The 17,200-nt window shown below is 67.0% G+C and carries 20 protein-coding genes, 1 tRNA gene and 1 pseudogene; 10 read left to right on the top strand and 12 right to left on the bottom strand.

Annotated elements, in window-relative coordinates:
• Positions 1-2 precede the first annotated feature (2 nt).
• The 4 genes from D1409_RS12490 to D1409_RS12475 all read right to left on the bottom strand — a co-directional run bounded on the left by D1409_RS12490 (position 3) and on the right by D1409_RS12475 (position 1,546).
• Positions 3-392: a 30S ribosomal protein S11 gene (locus D1409_RS12490; RefSeq protein ID WP_123537316.1), complete on the bottom strand. Its 390-nt coding sequence runs from the start codon at positions 390-392 to the stop codon at positions 3-5.
• Position 393: 1 nt separating this feature from the next.
• Complete coding sequence (locus tag D1409_RS12485) at positions 394-912, bottom strand: 30S ribosomal protein S4 (protein WP_123537315.1); 519 nt, start codon at positions 910-912, stop codon at positions 394-396.
• Positions 912-1,439: a 30S ribosomal protein S13 gene (locus tag D1409_RS12480; protein WP_123537314.1), complete on the bottom strand. Its 528-nt coding sequence runs from the start codon at positions 1,437-1,439 to the stop codon at positions 912-914. The genes D1409_RS12485 and D1409_RS12480 overlap by 1 nt, the downstream gene beginning before the upstream one ends.
• Positions 1,440-1,461: 22 nt before the next feature.
• A tRNA-Ser gene (locus tag D1409_RS12475) sits at positions 1,462-1,546 on the bottom strand.
• Between the two features lie 248 nt (positions 1,547-1,794).
• On the opposite strand from D1409_RS12475, the gene D1409_RS12470 reads away from it, so the two are divergent.
• From D1409_RS12470 to fni, 3 genes are all read left to right on the top strand, one after another.
• Positions 1,795-2,088, top strand: coding sequence for a hypothetical protein (locus D1409_RS12470; RefSeq protein ID WP_123537313.1), 294 nt, complete (start codon positions 1,795-1,797; stop codon positions 2,086-2,088).
• A gap of 69 nt (positions 2,089-2,157) precedes the next feature.
• Entirely contained in the window at positions 2,158-2,706 is a 549-nt protein-coding gene (locus tag D1409_RS12465) for an NUDIX domain-containing protein (RefSeq protein ID WP_123537312.1), read from the top strand.
• A 541-nt stretch (positions 2,707-3,247) separates the two neighbouring features.
• Positions 3,248-4,321 carry a type 2 isopentenyl-diphosphate Delta-isomerase gene (gene fni / locus D1409_RS12460; protein WP_123537311.1) on the top strand — a complete coding sequence of 358 codons (1,074 nt, stop codon included), beginning with the start codon at positions 3,248-3,250 and terminating at the stop codon, positions 4,319-4,321.
• A gap of 50 nt (positions 4,322-4,371) precedes the next feature.
• On the opposite strand, the gene moaA is transcribed toward fni, so the two are convergent.
• Positions 4,372-5,448, bottom strand: coding sequence for a GTP 3',8-cyclase MoaA (gene moaA, locus D1409_RS12455; protein WP_123537310.1), 1,077 nt, complete (start codon positions 5,446-5,448; stop codon positions 4,372-4,374).
• 125 nt (positions 5,449-5,573) lie between these two features.
• Here moaA and D1409_RS12450 point away from each other — a divergent pair, with 125 nt between their 5' ends.
• Positions 5,574-6,596, top strand: coding sequence for an ArsR/SmtB family transcription factor (locus tag D1409_RS12450; protein WP_123537309.1), 1,023 nt, complete (start codon positions 5,574-5,576; stop codon positions 6,594-6,596).
• Positions 6,597-6,635: 39 nt separating this feature from the next.
• Here the strand turns inward: D1409_RS12450 and D1409_RS12445 are convergent, their stop codons facing one another.
• The 6 genes and pseudogenes from D1409_RS12445 to D1409_RS25740 form a co-directional block, all read right to left on the bottom strand.
• Positions 6,636-7,364, bottom strand: coding sequence for an archaeal proteasome endopeptidase complex subunit alpha (locus D1409_RS12445; protein ID WP_123537308.1), 729 nt, complete (start codon positions 7,362-7,364; stop codon positions 6,636-6,638).
• Positions 7,364-8,095 carry an Ntn hydrolase family protein gene (locus tag D1409_RS12440; RefSeq protein WP_123537307.1) on the bottom strand — a complete coding sequence of 244 codons (732 nt, stop codon included), beginning with the start codon at positions 8,093-8,095 and terminating at the stop codon, positions 7,364-7,366. The genes D1409_RS12445 and D1409_RS12440 overlap by 1 nt, the downstream gene beginning before the upstream one ends.
• Positions 8,096-8,257: 162 nt before the next feature.
• Positions 8,258-8,680, bottom strand: coding sequence for a hypothetical protein (locus tag D1409_RS24530; RefSeq protein ID WP_164471666.1), 423 nt, complete (start codon positions 8,678-8,680; stop codon positions 8,258-8,260).
• A gap of 433 nt (positions 8,681-9,113) precedes the next feature.
• On the bottom strand, positions 9,114-9,932 hold the full coding sequence (locus D1409_RS25230) for a hypothetical protein (RefSeq protein ID WP_206425045.1): 819 nt from the start codon (positions 9,930-9,932) through the stop codon (positions 9,114-9,116).
• Between the two features lie 21 nt (positions 9,933-9,953).
• Positions 9,954-10,790 (bottom strand): hypothetical protein, encoded by an 837-nt coding sequence (locus D1409_RS12430; protein WP_164471665.1) that lies wholly within the window; start codon positions 10,788-10,790, stop codon positions 9,954-9,956.
• A gap of 33 nt (positions 10,791-10,823) precedes the next feature.
• A pseudogene (locus D1409_RS25740) lies at positions 10,824-11,129 on the bottom strand (PKD domain-containing protein); the annotation flags it as partial.
• A 264-nt stretch (positions 11,130-11,393) separates the two neighbouring features.
• On the opposite strand from D1409_RS25740, the gene D1409_RS12425 reads away from it, so the two are divergent.
• From D1409_RS12425 to D1409_RS12400, 6 genes are all read left to right on the top strand, one after another.
• Positions 11,394-11,945 (top strand): protein-tyrosine phosphatase family protein, encoded by a 552-nt coding sequence (locus D1409_RS12425; RefSeq protein ID WP_123537304.1) that lies wholly within the window; start codon positions 11,394-11,396, stop codon positions 11,943-11,945.
• An 85-nt stretch (positions 11,946-12,030) separates the two neighbouring features.
• On the top strand, positions 12,031-13,254 hold the full coding sequence (locus D1409_RS12420) for an HD domain-containing protein (RefSeq protein WP_123537303.1): 1,224 nt from the start codon (positions 12,031-12,033) through the stop codon (positions 13,252-13,254).
• A gap of 21 nt (positions 13,255-13,275) precedes the next feature.
• A complete protein-coding gene (locus tag D1409_RS12415; RefSeq protein ID WP_123537302.1) occupies positions 13,276-14,310 on the top strand; it encodes an amidohydrolase family protein in 1,035 nt (344 codons plus the stop codon).
• A 76-nt stretch (positions 14,311-14,386) separates the two neighbouring features.
• Positions 14,387-14,743, top strand: coding sequence for a four-helix bundle copper-binding protein (locus D1409_RS12410; RefSeq protein WP_123537301.1), 357 nt, complete (start codon positions 14,387-14,389; stop codon positions 14,741-14,743).
• 111 nt (positions 14,744-14,854) lie between these two features.
• Positions 14,855-15,391 (top strand): alpha-crystallin domain-containing protein, encoded by a 537-nt coding sequence (locus tag D1409_RS12405; protein ID WP_123537300.1) that lies wholly within the window; start codon positions 14,855-14,857, stop codon positions 15,389-15,391.
• Between the two features lie 256 nt (positions 15,392-15,647).
• On the top strand, positions 15,648-16,148 hold the full coding sequence (locus D1409_RS12400; protein ID WP_123537629.1) for a universal stress protein: 501 nt from the start codon (positions 15,648-15,650) through the stop codon (positions 16,146-16,148).
• A gap of 30 nt (positions 16,149-16,178) precedes the next feature.
• Here D1409_RS12400 and D1409_RS12395 read toward each other — a convergent pair whose 3' ends face one another.
• Positions 16,179-17,153 (bottom strand): biotin--[acetyl-CoA-carboxylase] ligase, encoded by a 975-nt coding sequence (locus D1409_RS12395; protein ID WP_123537299.1) that lies wholly within the window; start codon positions 17,151-17,153, stop codon positions 16,179-16,181.
• Between the last annotated feature and the right edge of the window lie 47 nt (positions 17,154-17,200).

Below are 17,200 nucleotides of genomic sequence, written 5' to 3'. Positions count from 1 at the left end.
TGTTAGAATCCTGCGTTCTTGGGACCGCGGGTGCCGTCGTGCGGGATCGGGGTGACGTCCTCGATGCGACCGATCTCCAGGCCGGCTCGCGCCAGCGCTCGGATGGTCGCCTGCGCGCCCGGTCCGGGGTTGGTCTGCTGGTTGCCACCGGGACCGCGCACGCGGACGTGAACGCCCTCGACGCCCTGTGCCTTCGCCTTCTCGGCGACGACCTCCGCCATCTGCATGGCGGCGTAGGGCGACGCTTCGTCACGGTTCTGCTTGACGACCGTCCCACCCGACGACTTGGCGAGCGTCTCCGCTCCCGTCTCGTCGGTGATCGTGATGATCGTGTTGTTGAACGATGCGTGCACGTGGGCGACGCCCCACTTGTCTTCCTGTGTCTCGCTCATGTTATTGGTCCTCCGCGCGTTCGGGGTGGAGTTCGTCCGTCAGCGGACTGTTGTCGTCGAACTCGACGGACCCCTCTTCCGTGACGTCGACCTTCTTCGACGGACGGGTCACGCGTCGCCCCTCGACCGTGACGTGGCCGTGGGAGACGAACTGGCGGGCCTGACTCGTCGTGTTGGCCAGCCCCTTCCGGTAGACGACCGTCTGGAGTCGCCGTTCGAGGATGTCCGTCACGTCGAGCGACAGGATGTCGTCCAGCGAGTCGGTCTCGTCGAGGACGCCGATGCGCTTGAGGCGAGCGAGGAACTCCTCGGTCTCCTTCTCGGCGCCGGCGGCGTCGGTCTGCCCGAGGAGCTTCCGCGCCTCGCGGCGGTAGGCGCGCAGTTCGGACTGGGCGCGCCAGAGCTCCTCCTTGTTCTTGAGGCCGTACTGGCCGGTGAGGCCGGACTCCTCGCTGATGCGTTCGCCCTGGTAGGGGTGGTTGGGCGTCTCGTAGAACTTGGTGTTGCTACCGAGTGCCATTACTCTTCATCCCCTTCTGCTTCTGCCGCTTCGGCCTGCTCCTCTTTGATGGCCTCGACGTTGACGCCGATGGTGCCTTCGGAGCGACCGGTGGACTTCGTCCGCTGTCCGCGGACCTTCTGTCCGCGCTTGTGACGCGACCCCTTGTAGGAGTCGATCATCTTCATGCGGTTGATGTCCTGTCGACGAGTCATGTCGAGGTCGGTCCCGGTCTCGTGGGTGGTCTCGCCTGCGAAGAAGTCGTTCCGGTGGTTCGTGAGCCACTCGGGCGCCTCCTCGGCGAAGCCCTCGACCAGGTCGACGATCTCGTCGATGTCGTCCTCTTCGAGTTTGCCGAAGACGGCACGGCGGTCGATGCCGGCCTCCTCGGCGATGATGCGGGCCGCGCGATGGCCGATACCGTTCATGTCGGTTAGCGACCGCTCGACGGACTTCGTGCCGTCGAGGTCGGTCTGGCCGATGCGGACGAAATAACGGATATCCTCTTCGTCTTCCGCTTCGTCCGGGTCTTGGTCTTCTGCACTCATATGTCTGTGATTCGGGTGTGAGCGTCGTGGCGGGGATTCGAACCCCGGAGGCTGTACGCCACAGAGTTAGCAACCCTGCGCCTTGGGCCAGGCTTGGCTACCACGACACGCACTTGCCGCGTGCTGGTTGTATACTGGCGCCCTCACATGGCGTGACTCCGACGAGTCACCTGCGGGACTCGGGACCCGACGTCCCTGCACGAGCGTACCTGAATTACCTCCCGGCCCCTATTTAAATATCACGAAGTGGACCCCTCGCGCCACTCAGTCACATGGCCCCGGTCGTCACCGAGTGGTCACCCCGTCCCGCCCGCGTCGACGCCACCGCTTTGTTCGTCCGGGCCGACGTACCGACATGACCGGACAGGACCCCACGGTCGTCGATCCGACCGACCGCGAGGCCGTCCGCCGGAACCTCGAACGCTTCGCCGGCGCCGACGCGGTCACCGAGCGCGAGGACGGGTCGCTGGTCGCCGACTTCCGCGGCGTCACCCACGTCACGGTCCGCCCGGACGGCCGAATCGAGACCGGTATGCCCCTCCACGAGTTCGCCGGGGCGCCCGACCGCCTCGTCTTCGACCACGACGCCGGCGAACTCCGGGCCGAGGGCGAGGCCGGTGGCGTCGCCTACACGTTCCGGCGACCGTGACCGAGCGGCCGGCACCGTCACGATCGATTCGTCGCAGCCGTTAACACGGACCCGTTCGACCGGCAAGCGATGACGAACTACGAGCCCGATTTCTGCGGGTACTGCGGGAGCGAACTCGCCGACGCCGACCTCTCGCCCGGGGCGTATTTCTGCGAGGACTGCGACCAGTACGTCTTTCACAGCCCGACGCCCGGCGTGAGCGTCACCGTCGTCGACGGCGAGCGCGTCCTGCTCATCCAGCGGGGCGTCGGCGAGGATGCGGGGCAGTGGGGCACTCCCGCCGGGCACGTCGACTGGGGAGAGGGTCCCGATCGCGCGGCCGCGCGCGAACTCGAAGAGGAAACCGGCCTCTCGGTCGACCGGCGCGAGTTGACGCTGGTCGCCGGCCGCGGGACGTGGGTCGCCGAGGGCAAACACATGGTCGGTTTCGAGTACGCCGTCCACCGCGACGCGACCGATGGGGTACTGGAGGCCGGCTCCGACGCGCAGGACGTACGGTTCTGGTCGGCCGACGAGTGGCGTGATTCCGGCGGGACGATGCGCGACGTGTCTCGGAAGCGCTACGGGACGACCGACGTGGACGAAATCGTCGCGAAGACGCTCGACGAATTAGAGTGACGAATCCGAGGACCGGTTTCGACTGCCGTCGGTAGCAAGCGCTGAAAGCCCTCGGCCCGCTCGCTCACGGGTCGCTTCGCTCCCCGTTCACATGTCGAGGCGCTCGCTTCGCTCGCGCCTCGCTCTCGCGGTCACTGAGCGGCATATCCGCGCTCGAACAACCGCACTACGCCGCACTCGCGCGTATAGCGGCCGCTCAGGCGACTGAACTGAACGCGAGCGCGCCTCACGGCTCCCGTCGGTCGCCGTTCGGCTAGCCGTGGCGCTCCCTACGGTCGCGCCACGCGCGCCTCGCCCTTTCAGTCCACCAGGGGCAGCACGGAAGACAGCACCGCACGCCACCGCAGACGGCCACACACCTCCCCAGCCGATTGCGTTACTCGTCGCTTCGCTCCTGCGTTACTCATCCCTCGCACGACTTCGTCGCGCGCATGAAAGCGCGCTCCAGCGCGCGCCACGATTGATTTTCGCGGGACCGACACGCGTCCCTGGCCGGGAAGAGGTAGTTGTAAGGTATGGCCGTCGGTACTGCGGGCAACAGATGACGGGATCGGACGAGACGGTCGACAGGAAGGACGACCACGTCAGGATCGTAAACGAAGAAGACGTCGAGGAACCGGGGACGGGCTTCGCGGACGTCTCGCTCGTCCACGAGGCCCTGCCGGAGATCGACAGAGAGGCCGTCGACCCGAGCGTCGACTTCCTCGGGCACGAACTCGACGCGCCCATCGTGATCGAGAGCATGACCGGCGGCCACCCCAACACGACGAAGATCAACCGGGCGCTCGCCGCGGCCGCCGAGGAGGTCGGCATCGCGATGGGCGTCGGCAGCCAGCGCGCGGGGCTCGAAGACGAGGAGACCGTCGAGTCCTACTCGGTCGTCCGGGAGGCCGCACCGACCGCCTTCGTCTACGGCAACATCGGCGCCGCGCAGCTGGAGGAGTACGGCGTCGCGGGCGTCGAGCGCGCGGTCGAGATGATCGACGCCGACGCCGTCGCCGTCCACTGCAACTTCCTGCAGGAGGCCGTCCAGCCCGAAGGCGACGTCGACGCCCGCGGCTGTCTCGACGCCATCGAGCGCGTGTGCGACGGGCTGTCGGTCCCGGTGATCGTCAAGGAGACCGGCAACGGGTTCTCCCGGGGAACGGCCCGAAAGCTCGCCGCTGCCGGCGTCGATGCCATCGACGTGGCCGGAAAGGGCGGCACAACGTGGTCCGGCGTCGAGGCCTACCGCGCCGCCGCCCGCGACGAGCGCCAGGGAGAGCGCCTCGGCGAGCGGTTCCGCCAGTGGGGCATCCCGACGGTCGCGAGCACCCTCGAATGTCTCGACGTCCACGACACCGTCGTCGCCAGCGGCGGCGTCCGTTCGGGGCTGGACGTCGCGAAGGCCGTCGCGCTCGGTGCGACCGCCGGCGGACTCGCCAAGCCGTTCCTCCGGCCCGCCGGCCGGGGGACCGACGCAGTCGTGGAGGTGGCCGAGGACCTGGTCGCGGAACTGGAGACGGCGATGTTCGTCACCGGCTCCCGGACGGTCGAGGACCTCCAGGCTGCGGACGTGGTCGTCGGCGGGCCGACCCGACAGTATCTGGACGCGAGAGGCGTCGCCGACTGGTGAACCCGCGTCCGCAGAACGTTCGGCCTCCGTCGGCAGTTCGGCGTCCGGCGTCAATCGTCGGTCTGTGCCGGCGTCTCGTCGACGGTCGAGGACGCGTCGCCGGCCGGTGAGTCGTCGAGGTACTCGTCGTTGACGACCCACTCGCCGTCTTCTTTCACCATGTACTCGCCGTAGAAGGGGACGCGATTCGCGACCGTCTCGCGGAAGGTCTCGCGGATCTCGCCGCGAGTCATCTCACCCATCGGTCGCAGGTCGTCGTTCCGGTTGAGACAGCCTTTCAGGTAGCCCTCGTGCGTGACGCGCACGCGGTGACAGTTCGCGCAGAAGGTCGGGTTCTCCACCGGATCGACGATCTCGACCATGCCCGCCTCGGATTCGTCGACCGTCCCGTCGTCGACGACGGCGTCCCAGTCGAGATCTGTGCCGTCGGGAGTCACCCAGTAGCGTCTGCGGTCGTGCATCTCCCGGCGCTCGACGTGATCGGCCTGTTCTTCGAGCCAGTCGTGGACGCGCTCGATGTCGATGGCCCACTCGGGGTGGCCCGCGATCTCCGGCATATACTCGATGAGCTGGAGGCGCAGGCCGTCGTTCTCGGCGACGTGCTCGACCATCTCCGGGACGTACCCGGCGGTCTGCTCGAAGACGACCATGTTCAACTTGACCGGCGCCAGCCCCGCCTCCAGCGCGGCGTCGACCCCGTCCATCACGGCGTCGTAGGCGCCTGCCTGCGTGACCTCCTTGAACGTCTCACGGTCGAGCGCGTCCTGTGAGATGTTGACGCGTTCGAGACCGGCGTCCACGAGGTCCCCGGCCCGACCCGGCAACATCGTCCCGTTCGTGGTCAGGGAGACCTCCATCTCGTCGGGGGAACGGCGGACGATCTCCTCGACGTCCTCGCGCAGGAGCGGTTCGCCGCCGGTGAACTTCACCGAGTCGACGCCGAATTCGGAGACGACCTGCAGGAAGCGGACCACGTCGTCGGTGCTCATCTCGTGCTCGCGGGGCGCCATGGGGCCGCGGGTGTCACCCAGCCCCTCGTTGTGACAGTAGACGCAGTCGAAGTTGCACCGATCGGTCAGCGAGACCCGCACGCCGCTCACTTCCCGACCGAACTCGTCCGCGAGCATACCTCACCTTTCCGCCCGGTAGTAATAAGGCCGGTGCCTGTTCCAGGATTTCTGCACACCCGGTCACCCCGCAGAGATCGCCACGGACGACAGGTTCAAACCGCCGTGGCACGCAGTAGCGTGACATGACGGCCGAGCGGCGCGAGGACGAGACGGTGACCGACGAGTCCGAGGGCGAGCCAGCAGCCGCATCGGTCCCGGAACCCGACGGTTTGCCGCCGAGCGACGCGTTCGGAGCGCTGGGCGGTGAGACTCGGCTCGAAATCGTCCGGGCCATCGCCGACGAGACGCCGCGCACCTTCTCGGCGCTGTTCGACGCGACGGACGAGGACACCTCGGCGGGGTTCGCGTACCACCTCCGCCAGCTCACCGACGGGTTCGTGCGCCAGCGCGAGGACGAGCGATACGAACTGACCGACGCGGGACGGTCGGTCGCCCGGGCCCTCCGGGCGGGAACCTACACCGCGAGCGTCGACCGCGACCCGATCGAACTCGACGATGACTGCCCGTTCTGCGGTGACGTCGCTCTCGTCGCCACCGTCGTCGACAACGTCACCGAGATCGACTGCGAGAACTGCGACGCGCCGCTCTTGCAACTCTCGTTCCCGGCCGGCGGCTACGCCAGCCACGACGCCGACGACCTCCCCGAGGCGCTCGACGCACACCACCGCCGACGCATCGCGTCGTTCGGCGACGGCGTCTGTCCCGACTGCGCCGGCACGGTCTCGACGACGGTCGAAGCGGTCGCCGACAGAGACGCGACCGCGCCGTCAGACCCACAGGAAACGGGGACGGAACACGTCCCCGCCCGGACTGTCTTCGAGTGCGAGGCCTGCGGTGCGGACCTGCGCTGCCCCGTCGCGCTCACCCTGCTCGACCACCCGGCGGTCGTCGCGTTCTACCACGATCACGCTCGCGACGTGCGCGAGCGACCCATCTGGAACGTGGGGAGCGAGTGGCGCGAGCGCGTCGTCTCCCGGGACCCGTGGTGCGTCCTCGTCAGCACGCGACTCGACGGCGAGGACCTCCGCCTGTACGTCGCCCGCGACGGAACGGTTGTCGACCACCGGCGCGTCGACGTGGGCGAAGATCACACGTCAGAGAGCGCCTCGGACCGGAGCCGGCGCGATTCCGGGGCGAGCGCGTAATCGCCGGCCCAGCCATCGCCTCTGCCCCGCCTCCGCCACTCACGACGCAGCGGAGAGGTCGGCGTCGTCGAGCGCAGTCGCCCGGCGGTCGCGGTCGAACGCTTCGAACCCACTCTCGTCCAGCACTGCCACGTCGACCTCCAAGGCGGTGAGTTCCTCGTCAGCCCCCTCTTCGAGCGCCGACAGCGCCAGCGAGAGACCGGCGTCTGCGTCGAGTCCCGTCGCGTACTCGGCTTCGAGGTGACTCCGGATCGCTTCGCTCCCGTCACCGACGGCGGTCGCGCGCCACTCGGCCGGCGTCCCGGAGGGGTCGATCTCGTAGAGATGGGGCCCGTCGTCGACGACGCCGCCGACGAGGAGCGCTGCACCGAACGGTCGCGTCCCGCCGGACTGCGTCGACTCCTGGATCTGGTCGGCCACCGCTTTCGCGACCGGTTCCACGGCCGGCGCTTCGCCGTAGCGCAGACGTTCGCGCTGTGCGAACTGTCGGCCGTAGTCGACCAGTCGCCGCGCGTCCGCGACGTGCCCCGCGGAGGCGACCCCGAGGCGGCCGTCGAGGTCGTGGACCTTCTCGATGCTGTCGGGCTCCATCAGCGGCGACCGCGGCCGGCCGTGCGCGGCGAAGACGACCGCGTCCGCCGCCGCGACGCCCACCGCGGGACTGCCGCGCTTGACCGCTTCGCGTGCGTACTCGACCTGATACAGTCGCCCGTCGGGCGAGAAGACCGTCACGCCGCGGTCGTACGCCTGCTGGTCGCTCGACTGCATCAGGCCACCTCCCCGGAGTCGCCCGCCGCGTCGCGGCCTTCGGTAGCGGTCGCCTCGCTGGCGTCGTCGACCGCCTCGATCTCGACCCCCGCGTCCGTGATCGTCGCGACGGTCACGCCGTTTCCGCTGGCAGTATCGCGCTCGCACGCGGCGTCGACGGCGGCGACTGCGGCGTCGGTCGCGTCGGCCAGCGCCGCGCCGGGCTCGAAGCGGCGTTCGAGCACACCGTAAGCGACCTGCATCCCGCTCCCACCGGCCGCGTAGGCGTCCGCCATCACGCTCCCGCCGCCGTCGAGTTCGTAGACGTGCCCGCCCTCGTCGTCGACACCGCCGAGGATCGGCGCGACCGGTAGCCCACGCACGAGGTGCCCCGCGGTCTGGGACACCGCCGCCATACTCATCGGTTCGTCTCGGCGGGACTCGTAGAGGCTGGCCTCCGCCCGGAGCGAGCGGACCACGTCCTGTGCCGGCCCGACAGACCCGGAGATCGCGAACGCCGCGCGAGGGTGCACCCGCGAGATCTTCCGGGCGTTCTTGTTGGCCGTGAACCGCCCGCCGAGGCTCATCCGCTGGTCGGCGGCCATCACTACGCCGTCTTCCGCGGTGACGGCCACGATAGTCGTCCCGGTGTCGAACATCGGCGCGTCGACCGCGTCCGACTGTCCGAAGTGGTCGTGCGATAGTTCGTGTCGCCGCGGCTCCTCACGGAGACCGAAGTCTTCCGGCGTCATCGACAGATTGTCGGGACCGCATGGAAAAATATGTTATCTAAAGAATATTTTAGCAGGAGGAATGACAGGGGAGTCGGAACGTCCGTCCTATGTACGCGATCTCGAGGAGGGAGGTTATCGGATTTGGAGGGTGCCCAGAGTAGAACGGTGCCGAATTAGAGTTTAATCCGCATATTTGGGACGTATCGTCACGTTTCCGGCGTCTCTATCCAGATTTCTGGTAAAGTTCATTTCCTCCCCAGTCATGTTTCGGGCAGTGTCCCAGACCCGTTCTGTGAATTCGACACTGTCTATTTGATTAGTGTAATATTCACGAATTATGAGTGTATTTACATAGGAGATACGGGGAGGTACGCCGGTATTGTTCACTTCGGCGATGCGTAATCGCGTCGGTATTTTTCCACCGATATTCCCGTTATCGTGGTGGGCAACTGCCTGCCCGTATCCGCTCGTAACGAGTGTATTCACCTCCCTCGAACGGTTCACGTCGTCTTCTGAACGCGCAGTTAGATTCATCGCGATCACGAGTACACCACCTTCAACAACTGAATACCCGCGAATTCTCAGCGGTAGTTCGGTGTCCACTTCTGCTTCACCGTAGACTGTAGCTACGAATTCACTGTACCTCTCGTTCGCATACAGACCTGGTGTCGTAGGCGTCGGTGTTGGCGTTGCTGTTGGCGTCGGAGTTGCCGCAGCAGTCAGTGTTTGCGTTGGGGCCGAAGTTGCCGTGGGTGCCGGAGTTCGTGTCGTTGTTCGCGTTCGAGTCAAGGTAGATGTGCGATGAGTTCCTTTTGTAGGTCTTGCCGTCGGAGTTCGTTCACTACCTGATTTGGTGACTGTCTGTGTTGTATTCGCTTCCGAATGTTGCCAATCAAACCCTCCGCCCGATCCCAGAAGGAAGGCAGTTCCAGCACCACAAAGCAAGTTTAGAGCGACGGTGGATCTTGCCCGTTTAGTAGAGAGTATTTTACGAGGACGACCCATTCTTACTAATCGTACCTGTCATCGATCAGTATCACTTCTCAGGATGTATTGTGCCGTTCCCTGCCCTCTTGTCCAGTCTTCGAGTGAATCGTTTCTCTTTTGCCGTCTGATTTCGCTCGGTGTCCCAGTACTGCTCGGTGAACTCTGTCGGCTCGATCTGTCCAGTGTAGTACTCACGAGCCAGTGACGTGTTCACGTGAAGCGTCTTCGGTGGAGCGTCGGTATTGTTCACCTCAGCAATCCGAAGTTTCTTCGGAATCTCCCCATCGACCTTCCCATTGTCGTAGTGGGCGACTGCTTGTGCGTACCCGGACGTGACGAGTGTGTTCACTTCCTTGGCGCGACGGACATCGTCCTCCGATCTCGCAGTCAGATTGACTGCGAGGAACATTACATCGCCTTTCAAAGCAGTCCACCCTCGAAGTCTAACCGGTACGTCAGCGTCCACTCCCGCCTCCCCGAGCACCACACTGACAAAGTGGTCAAATTCGTCGTTCGGACTCTCTTCTGGAGTCGCAGTTGGGGTCGGCGTCGGTGACTCCGTTGGGACCGAAGTTGGAGTTGGCGTTGGGGTCGCGGTCGCCGTGGGTGATACTGTCGGGCTCGGAGTTGGAACTGCTATCGTTGCTGTGTGAGTGCTCGTCTCGACCGACGTGGGAACAACTGTCGAAACCGGATGTTTCGTCTGGGCGGTTGTCTCAGGGCCTGTTCGAGACTCACTCGGTGTGATATCCACCCCAAAGAGAACGACAGATGCGGCGACGATACTCGAAACGAGAACGATCACGGCTACGAGGACAACGACACTACTGACTGCCCGACCGTTTGCGCATGGTTTCTTAATGTGCATTCGTACTGTCTCCGTTGATGCTCAGAACCCCGTACCAGAGGATCCACTAGTGGGAGGGACACGACCGCTCTGGGTGTTTGTGTTAGTTTCGTCACTTTCGCTCCTATCGTCTCCACTGTCATCGCTTCCTCCGGTATCGTAACCACCGGTTCCAGCAATGTCCAAGAGGTTGGGGAGGCCCACTCCTTCGTCCCCACTGGGAGTGTCGTTCGAGCTACCCGACATCATATCCAAATCGAAATCTCGGAGTATGTCGTTTCTCAAGCTGTCATTGTCGTTTACGTCAGCATTCGGGTCAACGTTCACAGTGTCGACCTCTAGCGCTTCTTTGTACGCTTCTCGACTCTCGAATTCGGCGACGCCGTCGGTCGAGTCGTACTCGACACCGTCGTTGTTCGCAGCGAACTCTTCGTCGAGCGTCACGCCGGCCCACTCGACGCTGTCGTCGTTATCGGCGTCGGAAATGGTTATCCCGTTGCTGTCGACGGTCATCCGGTCGTTGTCGCAGTACCTGTCGTCGTCGCGGGTGTACTGCGAACACGACTCGCCGCCGCTGGAAGCGCCAGCACTCCCACTACTGCCGACCGTCGAAGGAGTACGCACGGTGACGTTCGTCTGTGCCGTGCGCTGGCGGCCGAGGCGGTCGACCGCGGTCACGGTGATGGTGACGGTTCCCTCGCTGGTGAACACCTGCGAGTGGTTGGTCGTCGCGCTCTCGCCGGCGACGGCCGTCCGATTCTCGAACTGGCCGTCGACGCGCCAGACGACCGCGGCCAGTTCCGTCGCACCGGCGGAAACGCTCGCCGAATAGTCGGCGAAGCGTCCCTCGACGACGTCTTCAGGGCCAGTCAGCGACACCGCTGGTCCGTCAGACGGTTCGACGTGGACGTGGAGCGTATCCGTCCGGGTCGCGCCTTCGTCGTCGGTGACGGTGATCGTCGCGTTGTACGTCCCGGTCTGGGTGGCGACGAACGACGTCCGGCCGCAGGTCTGGCAGGCCGGCGCCGTGTAGTTGCCGTCCGGTTGTTCCAGGCGCCACGCGTAGGTACGGATCTCCCCGTCTGGGTCGCGAGAGCCGGTCGCGTCCAGATGCACGGTCGTGTTGGCACTGACGGTCTGGTCCAGCCCAGCGTCCGCCAGCGGCGCGTCGTTGTCACCCGCTGCAATCGCTTCTCCGACGGGTACCCCCGACAGCATCGCGCTCACGACGAGCGCGAGACTCGCCGCCGTCGCGAGGCCCCCCTGTCTCCCCCTCGACATGCTCGTAGGTGCGACTGGCTCGCTCTCGCCTATAAATGTTCGTGGTTCTGAACGTCTCGCTGTCCAGTATCTCTGGCGGCACGTCCGAGCGGCTGTGCCTGGCGGGCGAAACTCGCTCCGTGAGCGCCCCTACCATTGTCAGACGTGAGAATCAGCCCTCTACACTGAAGAGGGGTGGTCGAGTGATACGACCAGGATCCGATGCCAGACGTTCACAACCGAGAGTCGGGTGCGCCGGCACACCGACTCGCCCCCGCTGCATCCGACGAGGAACACGTCTACGGTGCCTGTAGCCCCGGCTGGCACAGCGCGGCCGACCAGCGCGAGGCCCTCGAAGACTGGATCGCCGTCGTGCGCGCGAACGACGTCGAGCGCGTCGTCTCTCTCCTCCCCGGCGGCCAGCCGCCCGACGACTGCGACGTCGCGGCGTACGCCGACGTGTTCGGCGAGGACCGCGTGCTCCACGCGCCCGTGCCGGACGGGCAACTCGTCGGCCCTGCCCTCCTCGAACGCGAGATACTACCCTTCCTCGACGACGCCGTCGCGGCCGACGAGCGGGTCGTCGTCCACTGTCTCGACGGGATGGGCCGGACCGGGCAGGTGCTCGCGGCGTGGCTCGCTCACGACCGCGGCTACGACCCCGGACGGGCCATCGAAACCGTCGCGGAGTCCGGTCGACAGCCCCGCGAACCCGTCCAGGTCGGCAACGCCAGCGAGGACGAACTGCACGACCTGTTCGCGGTCTTCTCCTGACCGGCGTCGACCGGTCCGAGACTCGGCCGCCCGTGTCGCGGGTCGATGCGGACCCTTATGTCGAGAGACGTGCAAGTTCGACCCAATGACGACGATCAAGGACAGCGTCCACGACCACATCGCGGTCGAGGGCTGTGCGGCGGACCTGCTCGACACGCCGCCCGTCCAGCGGCTCCGACGGATCAAACAGCTCGGGACCGTCACGTTCGTCTACCCCTCGGCTAATCACACCCGGTTCGAGCACTCGCTGGGGGTCTACCACCTCGCGGACGAGGCGCTCTCACATCTCGGTATCGAAGGGCGGCGGGCCGAGCGCGTCCGCGCCGCCGCGATGCTCCACGACGTGGGTCACGCCCCCTATAGCCACAACGTCGAGGACATCATCCACCGGCACACGGGCAAGTACCACGACGACGTTCACGACCTGATCGGCTCCGGCCCGGTCGCACGCGTGCTGAGCGACCACGGGCTGAACCCCGACGCGATCGCGGACCTCGTCGCCGGCGACGGGGAGGTGGGACAGATCGTCTCGGGCGAACTCGACGTGGACCGGATGGACTACCTGGTCAGGGACGCCCACCACACCGGCGTCCCCTACGGCACTATCGACGCCGAGCGCCTCGTGCGCTCGCTGTGTTTCGTCGACGGCGACCTCGTCCTCGACGAGGGGAACGTCCAGACGGCCGAGAGCCTCCTGCTGGCCCGGGCGCTGATGAATCCGACTGTCTACAGCCACCACGTCGCCCGCATCGCGAAGGCGATGCTCCGCCGCGGGACCGAACGGCTGCTCGTCCACACCGACATCGACGCGAGCGAACTCCGCCGGATGGACGACTACGGGCTCCGGGTCGCGCTCCGTCAGTGCGAGGCGACCGCCGCCTACGCCCACCGGCTCGACCGCCGTGACCTGTACAAGCGGGCGGTCTGGGCGGAGATGGCGGCCGTCCCAGACTCCCTGCTCGACGCCGACCACGACCAGGTCCACGAGTACGAACAGCTGGTCGCCGACGAGGCCAACGTCGACCCCGACGCCGTGATCCTCGACGTGCCGGGCCGGCCGTCGATGAAGGAGTCGAGCAGTCGCGTCCTCGTCAACGGCGAGGTGCGACGGCTGAGCGAGCAGTCGACGCTGGTGAACGCGCTCCGGGCGGCCCAGCGCGACCAGTGGCGCCTCGGCGTGTACGCGCCCGCCGAGACCGCCGAGCGGGTCGGCAACGCCGCGATCCGCGCGCTCGGCATCGACCTCGAGGACACGCTCGTCCGCGACGTGCGCCCCGGTGTCCACGCGACGCTCGATGACTTTAACTGACGCCCACAGAGTCTCCCTGTCATGGCCGACTCCACGACGTTCGACGGCACTGTCCTGCGCGGCCCGGACTTCGAACCGGTCGAGGGCCGCGTCGTCGTCGAGGACGGTGAGATCACCGCTATCGAGGAAGACCCGACTCACAGCGACGACATCATCCTGCCTTCGTTCGTCAACGCGCACACCCACATCGGCGACTCCATCGCCAAGGAGGCCGGTGGCGGCCTCTCGCTCGAAGAACTCGTCGCGCCGCCCGACGGCCTCAAACACCGACTGCTCCGTCAGGCCAGCAGGAAAGAGAAGGTCGAGGCGATGCGGCGCTCCCTGCAGTTCATGGCCGACTCGGGGACCGCCGCCTGCATCGAGTTCCGCGAGGGCGGCGTCGAGGGCGTCGAGGCGTTCGAACAGGCCATCCACGGGCTCGCCATCGACTCCGTCCTCCTCGGGCGCGAGACGGTCGACGCGATGGAAGCGAGCGACGGGTTCGGCGCGAGCGGAGCCAACGACGCCGACTTCTCCTACGAGCGCAACGCGACCGCCCGCGCGGACAAACTGTTCGGCATCCACGCCGGCGAGGTCGACGCCTCCGACATCAACCCGGCGCTCGACCTGGACCCCGACTTCCTCGTCCACATGGTCCACGCCGAGGAACTCCACCTCGACCGCGTCGAGGACAGCGGGACGCCGGTCGTCGTCTGCCCGCGTTCGAACCTCGTGACGGACGTGGGATTCCCGCCCGTCGCCGACCTGCTGGAGCGGACGACCGTCGCGCTCGGGACGGACAACGTCTTCCTCAACTCCCCGTCGATGTTCCGCGAGATGGAGTTCACCGCGAAGATCGCCGACGTGAGCGCCCGCGAAGTCCTGCGGATGGCGACCGTCAACGGCGCCGATATCGCCGGCCTGAACTGCGGCCTCGTCGAGCCCGGTCGCGACGCCGACCTGCTCGTCCTCGACGGCGACTCGGACAACCTCACCGGCGCGAAGGACCTCGTCCGCGCCGTCGTCCGTCGGGCCGGCGTCGCGGACGTCTCCGAGGTGTACCACGCCGAGTCCTGACAGACCACGTCGAGTCCTGACGGCTTGGAGATACAGGCCGGTGTCTGAACGGTGCGCTGCCCCTACGACGGGTGCGATGTCACTCTCAGAAACCGTCTCCAAGATCGACCGGCTGAGCGACGACCAGCGAGACTGTATCGAGAACTGTAACGAGGCCGCCGAAGTGTCCGAGTGGTGCGCCGACGAGTGTCTCGGCGACGCGGAGATGGAGCAGTGCGCCCGTCTCTGTCGCGACGTGGCCGACCTCACGTCGCTCCACGCGCGGTTCATGGCGCGCGGGTCGAGCCGAAGCGGCCAGCTCGCCGAGGCCTGTGCCGACGCCTGCGAGGAGTGCGCCGACGAGTGCGAACAGCACGACGCCGACCACTGTCAGGTCTGTGCCGAGGTGCTCCGCGAGTGCGCCGAGTCCTGCCGGAACATGGCATCGGCCTGAGCGGGGCCGCCCCGCACTGCGACGCTCGACCGCGACCGCTGCCGTACTGCAATGTGTGCTGACACGAATCGCCAAAAGGGACATGACGGTACGGTCCCAACCCAGGCTACAGTGACTGACAACAACCGCGACGAGAACGTCTTCGACCTCTTCGAGGAGTTCTTCGAGGCCATGCGCCGGGCGGCCGAGGACGGCGACCCCGCCGAGCGCGGCCAGTTCGGCGACGGACCGACCCGGATCGAATTCAGCTGTTCGGTCAGCTCCGGTCTCGACCCGGACGCCGAGGGCCGGCGCGGGCGCCCCCGCTTCGAGGTCGACAGCGACGTGTCGAGCCGTCGGAACCCCGGTGGACCGGCTGGCCGCCGGAGCGACCCCTCGAAGCGTCGCGACGCAGCGGACGAGCAGGCCGAAGACCGCCCGGTCCGCGTCGACGCGACCGACGACGGTCAGGCGGTCACGGTCGACCTCGTCGACAGCGACGTCACCGACCCGTCGGACGTGACGGTGGCCGTCGCCGACGACTCCCTCACCGTCGACCGCGAGGGCGCGACGCTTGCGACGGCGTCGCTCGACGACGGCTCGTGGACACTCGACGACGTGACCGTCAACAACGGCGTCCTCAGAGCCCGCGTCGTCGACGACGCCTGACCGTACCGAGCCGCGACGCCTGACTGTACAGGTCCACGACGACGCCGACGGAAGTCTGACGACGCCGCCCGAAGCCTGAGGCCCGACTGCGACAGCGTCGGCCGGTCGCCGTCTCCGATCCGCGACTGCCGGCGGAACGACTCTGTCTGGAGCGGTGTCCCGTCCGCTCGCCGGTTCCTTGCGGGCTACCTGTCCGATTCTGGCCAGCGCGGAGCGAACAGTTATCCCGCGTGGTGTGTTATCTGTGCGCATGGGACTGTACGAGACGATCTTGCTTCCGACAGACGGGTCAGCGGGGGTGGAACGGGTGATCGACCACGCCGGGGAGCTGGCGCGCGTTCACGACGCGACCATCCGGGCGCTGTACGTAGTCGACGCGACGAGTTTCACGGGGCTGCCGATGGAGACGTCGTGGGAGGGGGTCAGGCAGGTGCTCGAATCCGAGGGCGAAACGGCGCTCGAACAGGTGGAACGGATGGCACCGGCGGACGTGCCCGTCGAGACCGTGACGGTCGAGGGGACACCGAGCACGGAGATCGTCCGCTACACGCGAGAACAACCGGTCGACACCGTCGTGATGGGGACCCACGGCCGCGGCGGGATCGACCGACTCCTCCTGGGGAGCGTCGCCGAACGCGTCGTCCGCAAGTCCGCGGTGCCGGTCGTCACGGTCCCGGTCAGCGGGACGGCCGTCGCCGACACCGAGGAGGTCGTCGAGGCCGACCCCGACGCGGTATCGAGCCCCGAGAGCTCCTGACGGACGGGAATCTGTCCGCCGCCGGAGCGGTCACCTCTCGACGGGTCGCAGGTGTTCGCAGTCGCCGGCAGTGACGGTGACGCGCTCGTCCCCGGTGTCGACGACGAGGGCGCCGGGGAACTCGACGTCGACCGCTTCGCCGACGACTTCGCCGCCGGGGGTGTCGACCCGGACCCGCTTGCCGAGCGTCGTCGCGTACTCGCGCCAGGCGGGCACGACCGACTCCAGGTCCTCGCGGAGAGCGTCGAACTCCTCGAGGACGCGCTGGGTGAACAGCCGCCGGTTGACGTAGCCGACCTCGGTCGACAGCGTCGCCGGGTTCGCCTCGCTCGGCAGTTCGTCCGGGTCGACGTTGGCGTTGATTCCCACGCCGACGACGACCCACGAGACCCGGTCCGCCTCGCCCTCCATCTCCGTCAGTATCCCCGCGAGTTTCCGCTCGATGTCGTCGGAGCGCGGCGCTGACTTGCTGTCGCTCGCTCCGCTCACGACGACGTCGTTCGGCCACTTGATCCGCGCGTCCGCGCCGGCTTCGCGGGCGACGCGGGTGACGGCGACCGCCGCGGCCAGCGTGTAGGCGGGCGCGTGGGTCGGGGGAACGTCGGGGCGGACGACGATGCTCAGCCAGATCCCGCCGCTCGGCGAGGTCCACTCCCGGTCGAGTCGGCCCCGGCCGCCGGTCTGTTCGTCCGCGAGGACGACCACGTCGTCGCCGCCCTCCTGTGCGAGTTCCCGGGCGCGGGCGTTCGTGCTCGGGACGGAGTCGTGGAACTCCACGTCGAAGGGCGCGTCCATGTCGTACTCGACGGTCGCGCCGCCGAACTCGGGGAACTCGACGAGCGCGTACCCCTCGCCGCTGCTCGCGATACCGAACCCCTCCTCGCGGAGCGCCTCGACGTGTTTCCAGACGGCCGCCCGCGAGACGTCCAGTCGCTCGGCCAGTTCCGGCCCCGCGACCGGTCCCTCCGTGAGTGCGTCGAGGATCCGCGCGCGAGTCTCCTGCATGTGCCTCCGTTCTCCGGGTTCGAACGTAAGTGGTCCGGAGCGCGGCG

The organism is Halosimplex salinum (assembly GCF_003730195.1).
Classification (GTDB): domain Archaea; phylum Halobacteriota; class Halobacteria; order Halobacteriales; family Haloarculaceae; genus Halosimplex; species Halosimplex salinum.
This window is presented reverse-complemented; position numbering and strand designations above follow the sequence as displayed.

Bases quoted from the DNA above. Each gene is read 5' to 3' on its own strand.
- D1409_RS12445 (WP_123537308.1), bottom strand. From the start codon at position 7,364: ATGCAGTCGAGCGACCAGCAGGCGTACGACCGCGGCGTGACGGTCTTC.
- fni (WP_123537311.1), top strand. From the start codon at position 3,248: ATGACGGGATCGGACGAGACGGTCGACAGGAAGGACGACCACGTCAGG.
- D1409_RS12480 (WP_123537314.1), bottom strand. From the start codon at position 1,439: ATGAGTGCAGAAGACCAAGACCCGGACGAAGCGGAAGACGAAGAGGAT.
- D1409_RS12410 (WP_123537301.1), top strand. From the start codon at position 14,387: ATGTCACTCTCAGAAACCGTCTCCAAGATCGACCGGCTGAGCGACGAC.
- D1409_RS12465 (WP_123537312.1), top strand. From the start codon at position 2,158: ATGACGAACTACGAGCCCGATTTCTGCGGGTACTGCGGGAGCGAACTC.
- D1409_RS12450 (WP_123537309.1), top strand. From the start codon at position 5,574: ATGACGGCCGAGCGGCGCGAGGACGAGACGGTGACCGACGAGTCCGAG.
- D1409_RS12440 (WP_123537307.1), bottom strand. From the start codon at position 8,095: ATGACGCCGGAAGACTTCGGTCTCCGTGAGGAGCCGCGGCGACACGAA.
- D1409_RS25230 (WP_206425045.1), bottom strand. From the start codon at position 9,932: ATGCACATTAAGAAACCATGCGCAAACGGTCGGGCAGTCAGTAGTGTC.
- D1409_RS12415 (WP_123537302.1), top strand. From the start codon at position 13,276: ATGGCCGACTCCACGACGTTCGACGGCACTGTCCTGCGCGGCCCGGAC.
- moaA (WP_123537310.1), bottom strand. From the start codon at position 5,448: ATGCTCGCGGACGAGTTCGGTCGGGAAGTGAGCGGCGTGCGGGTCTCG.
- D1409_RS12470 (WP_123537313.1), top strand. From the start codon at position 1,795: ATGACCGGACAGGACCCCACGGTCGTCGATCCGACCGACCGCGAGGCC.
- D1409_RS12425 (WP_123537304.1), top strand. From the start codon at position 11,394: ATGCCAGACGTTCACAACCGAGAGTCGGGTGCGCCGGCACACCGACTC.
- D1409_RS12490 (WP_123537316.1), bottom strand. From the start codon at position 392: ATGAGCGAGACACAGGAAGACAAGTGGGGCGTCGCCCACGTGCACGCA.
- D1409_RS12485 (WP_123537315.1), bottom strand. From the start codon at position 912: ATGGCACTCGGTAGCAACACCAAGTTCTACGAGACGCCCAACCACCCC.
- D1409_RS12420 (WP_123537303.1), top strand. From the start codon at position 12,031: ATGACGACGATCAAGGACAGCGTCCACGACCACATCGCGGTCGAGGGC.
- D1409_RS12395 (WP_123537299.1), bottom strand. From the start codon at position 17,153: ATGCAGGAGACTCGCGCGCGGATCCTCGACGCACTCACGGAGGGACCG.